This is a genomic window from Bacillus sp. MYb78, assembly GCF_002975115.1.
GTDB classification, from domain to species: domain Bacteria; phylum Bacillota; class Bacilli; order Bacillales; family Bacillaceae_G; genus Bacillus_A; species Bacillus_A cereus.
Genome location: NZ_PCOB01000012.1, coordinates 149,819 through 153,741, shown reverse-complemented (window position 1 = coordinate 153,741; position 3,923 = coordinate 149,819). Strand labels below are relative to the sequence as shown.

Sequence of the window (3,923 nt, the reverse complement as noted above, 5' to 3'; positions counted from 1 at the left end):
TTATTATTCCAGCTTTCACAAAAATATTTCTCCAAGCGTTATCAACTTGATATTTTTCTACTGCCTTTGTGCGACGAGCAATTGCTTTTCTAATTTTTCTTTTCTTTAAATCAGTCATTCGCCTAACCTCACTTTCTATTAAAAGGATTATTTTGTTGAGTTCTTTATTATCCGTTCAGAACTATCCTGGCTACTATTAATTACTTCTCCATGTCCTGTACACATCAACTTAAACATTCCACCGTACACCCTGTTGATTTTTCACATGTTCCAAAGACAATATATTTGGTATAATTAGTACCAATTAATTATTGGAGGTTATCTTAATGCTCGTAAGTGTTAAACATTTTATAAAAGCAACTGGATTAAGCTATTTCATCTCATTCAGTGGAGATATCGCACTCGCTAACCATTACAATGAGGTGAAAAGAACTTTATTGATGTACTTCAATAAAATTCAATCTACTCTCTTATTCACCTCAAAATAAAAAGTAGTCAATATTTTGATTTATCCTTAAAGAGCACTTTTCAAAGGTGCTCTTTTTATTTAAATAAAGATTTCATTTTTAAATTACACCTCTCTAAAAAACATACATATAATATCTTGGGTGTTCTTTTTCAACCTTATTTTTAGTCAGAGAGCACTTTTAATGGTGCTCTTTTAATTTATTTAGATGTATCACGTTTTACATACTATAAACATAAAATGCAAAGAGCAGACAAGGCATAGTTTTTATATAATCGTGTACATTTTTTGTACGCGATTTTTTAATTAAATAAGAATTTTATAAAACCTTTCTTTATCCAGATAGGTTTAAAATTATCCATTTAGCATATATAATAATTTTAAACAATTTACATTTTATACATAAATAATGGAGGCTTTAACATGGGTAGTGTCCCAAATTTAACACCACAACAATCACTCTCAAAAAAACAAATTAACCCTAATAAGAATCAACAAACGAATAAAAAGCTAAGACGTCGTCTTTTATTAGCACTTGCTTTTATGCTGCCTATAGTTATTTCCATTCAAATCTGTATTTATAAGCAAGAACAAATGATTCAAGAAAAACAAATTACACTCAATAAAGAAAAGAAAAAATTGTCCGAATTAGAATTTATAGGACGTTATTTTGAAAACGATATTAAAACTTTAAGCGAGAGCGAAGAAGGTATTTTAAAGTTCGCTAGGAAATTGTATGGGTTTTCTAAGCCTAATGAAACTATATTTCAAATAACTGAATAACCTTTTAATAAATAACCATCTTGTTCAAACGTACACACGGGATATATTAGTTAAGCATATATTTACATTGACAAGACATAGCTTTTACTAAACATGCACAATTTTTGTGCATGTTTTTTTATTTAACAAAATAACTATTTTGTTATATTCCTTGCACTTTTAAATGAGACAAGCATATGTTGTAGTATAGTGTTTCATCACTTATTTACACTTCCTTTTTTTCAAGAGTACATATTCGATATGTACTCTTTTTACATCACTATAAAATAACGATTTTATTTATTTTTTAATACGCTTTTCCCCAAAAACATGTACTACCCCATCGCCATCAAATTAAAATCTAATAGATTCCCAGAACGAAAATTTTAACTTTTTTGTAATAACGAAGCTCTGTTATCGTTTTTGGAATACTTCATAACCTTAGCTTGATAGGACCCCTAATTTAGTAATTTACGTAGTACGTGCCGTAACCAAATCTATCAATCTAACATATTGTATAAAAGTAACTTTAAACCTATAAAGAAGTTGCTAAGGAGGTTAATATAAAATGGCATCATTTGAAATTGGAGCAAGATCTCTTTTCAATTTTCGAAACGAACGCTTTTTCTTATTAGTTGAAGATGAAATTACAATTCCAGATAAAGGTGTAGAAATTGATCCAGTTAATATCTACGAAATTGATCAGCAAACTTTCGATTTTATTAGAGATGAAGGAGATACACCTGTAATTGAACCAGTTGATACACTTCCAACTGTACCAACTGGATTTAAATTAGAACGAAAATGTATTTTCACAGTCGATAATTCATACTTTGTGATATACGATTTAGAAGATGGAACTGATAACAACGTCCTATTAAGAATCAGTGCAGCATTATTTAATTCATTAAGAAATTCTGGTGTTCGTGAATGTTTTCCTCAACTTTTCATTTAAGAACTTAAATTAATCAGACCTCAAATGGAATACTCTTTGAACAATTTAACCCCTCGTAGTTTTCTACAAAGGATTAAATTGTTATGTAAAAAGTTTTTTAATTATTAGTAGTTTTTAGCGGTTTGGTAGGTACAATTGCTAGTTCAAGTCGAGCCACCTATTTTGGTTAGCTTGATGAGTATGATGTACTACCCACAAGGCGTTTTGCTAGTGTCCCTAATCTAGTAAAACGCCTTTTTACGAATTACATTCCCTATCTCTCTTTCTTAATAAAATTCAAATTTTGTCTTACTTTACATCTACACGTGCTTGACTTGCTTCTCGACTAAAACCATCTGGATATCTTTTAGCTAATTTTGCAATATTCATTTCAGCAATATCTTGTAACGTATATCCCAGTTCATGCGCCATAATTGATAAATAATAAAGAATATCTCCAAGCTATAAGGCTAACTTATAAGTGTTTCCGTCTTCTTCTCCTGGACAATGCGATGGTTGAAAACCATGTCCATGATAAATTGCTTTTTTTACAATATCGGCAACTTCACCAGCTTCGCCTGTAAGTCCTAAAGCTGCATTTGAAACACGTCCTCCAAAATCAGTTTTGTTATTCCAAGTTCGTAAAGTTGCTTCCTGATAATCATTTAATTCAGCAATCGATAAGATACTTGCAATCTGTAAAACTGTAGCTTCATTTATAACCTGATTCTCATTCTTAGCTTCACTCATTAATTTAGTTGCTTCTAATACACCATTTTCCATAACGTTCATTTTGTTTTCCCCTTCCTATTTAGCAAATCCCTAATTCTATCGGACGATTTTCAATTAAATACTTATCCGCTTGATCTATTACAAGAAGCGCAACTTCCGCTTGGTGTCTCCTTAACGCTTTGGCCATCTTCGGTAAGCTCATACCTTGACTCCACATTTCACGAAAACGTAATACATCTCTTTCATCCCAAAATCAAGGATTTAAAGGCTATGTATTACAATACCACGTAAACTCTTTCTACCATCTGTCACTGAAGCTGCTAGTATTTGCTAACAAAGTATTTTAATTTTCTTATGCATGCCAAAATATATTTTGGTAAATTTGACACACATTTATATCAAACAAGCATATTTTATTGTATGGTGACTATCTAAAAATACAAATTTTAAATTTTTATAAGATCTTTTTATTTTTAATTAAAAATTTACAACATTCTAAAACAGTATGCACATAATATCCTCAATTCCCTTTTTCAACATGAAACTTGTCTCAGAGCGCCTTTAAAAGCGCTCTTTATCTTTAATAAAGGTTTTATTAAAATTTAGGTTAAAAATTAATACCCTATAGTCAGGATAGCTATTTACTGTTTCCAAAATAAGTTGCATTAATAATATAGAAATGAAATACCTATAAAAATTATTACTTTACTATTTCTTTAAACATGCTAGTGAGGTGATTTCGATAGATTATCAAAACAAAGATATGTTCATTAACTTTTCACTTTTAGATATTAACCGTATTATTCTCCCACATTCTCCTACTGGACCTACCGGAGCTACTGGTTCCACTGGGCCTACCGGGGCTACTGGCTCTACTGGGGCTACTGGCTCCACTGGACTTACTGGCTCCACTGGATCTACCGGGGCTACTGGAACTACTGGTTCCACTGGACCTACCGGGGCTACTGGCTCTACTGGGGCTACTGGACCTACCGGCTCCACTGGAACTACTGGTTCCACTGGACCTAC

5 protein-coding genes and 2 pseudogenes are annotated in these 3,923 nt (G+C 31.6%); 3 read left to right on the top strand and 4 right to left on the bottom strand.

The features are described 5' to 3' along the window. A partial coding sequence (locus CQ064_RS21500; RefSeq protein WP_105559694.1) for a DUF3983 domain-containing protein occupies positions 1-118 on the bottom strand: 118 nt, incomplete at its 3' end. A gap of 208 nt (positions 119-326) precedes the next feature. On the opposite strand from CQ064_RS21500, the gene CQ064_RS33690 reads away from it, so the two are divergent. From CQ064_RS33690 to CQ064_RS21490, 3 genes are all read left to right on the top strand, one after another. After that, complete coding sequence (locus CQ064_RS33690) at positions 327-488, top strand: hypothetical protein (protein ID WP_000961494.1); 162 nt, start codon at positions 327-329, stop codon at positions 486-488. A gap of 401 nt (positions 489-889) precedes the next feature. Beyond that, on the top strand, positions 890-1,249 hold the full coding sequence (locus CQ064_RS21495; protein ID WP_000536034.1) for an FtsB family cell division protein: 360 nt from the start codon (positions 890-892) through the stop codon (positions 1,247-1,249). 547 nt (positions 1,250-1,796) lie between these two features. Next, on the top strand, positions 1,797-2,183 hold the full coding sequence (locus tag CQ064_RS21490; protein ID WP_000135753.1) for a hypothetical protein: 387 nt from the start codon (positions 1,797-1,799) through the stop codon (positions 2,181-2,183). 288 nt (positions 2,184-2,471) lie between these two features. On the opposite strand, the pseudogene CQ064_RS21485 reads toward CQ064_RS21490, so the two are convergent. From CQ064_RS21485 to CQ064_RS33930, 3 genes and pseudogenes are all read right to left on the bottom strand, one after another. Next, positions 2,472-2,954: pseudogene (locus CQ064_RS21485) on the bottom strand (nucleoside triphosphate pyrophosphohydrolase family protein). Positions 2,955-2,973: 19 nt separating this feature from the next. After that, positions 2,974-3,144 (bottom strand): annotated as a pseudogene (locus CQ064_RS21480) (helix-turn-helix domain containing protein); the annotation flags it as partial. A gap of 500 nt (positions 3,145-3,644) precedes the next feature. Then, positions 3,645-3,923, bottom strand: a 279-nt coding sequence (locus tag CQ064_RS33930; protein ID WP_219845034.1) for a hypothetical protein, incomplete at its 5' end; no start/stop codon positions are given.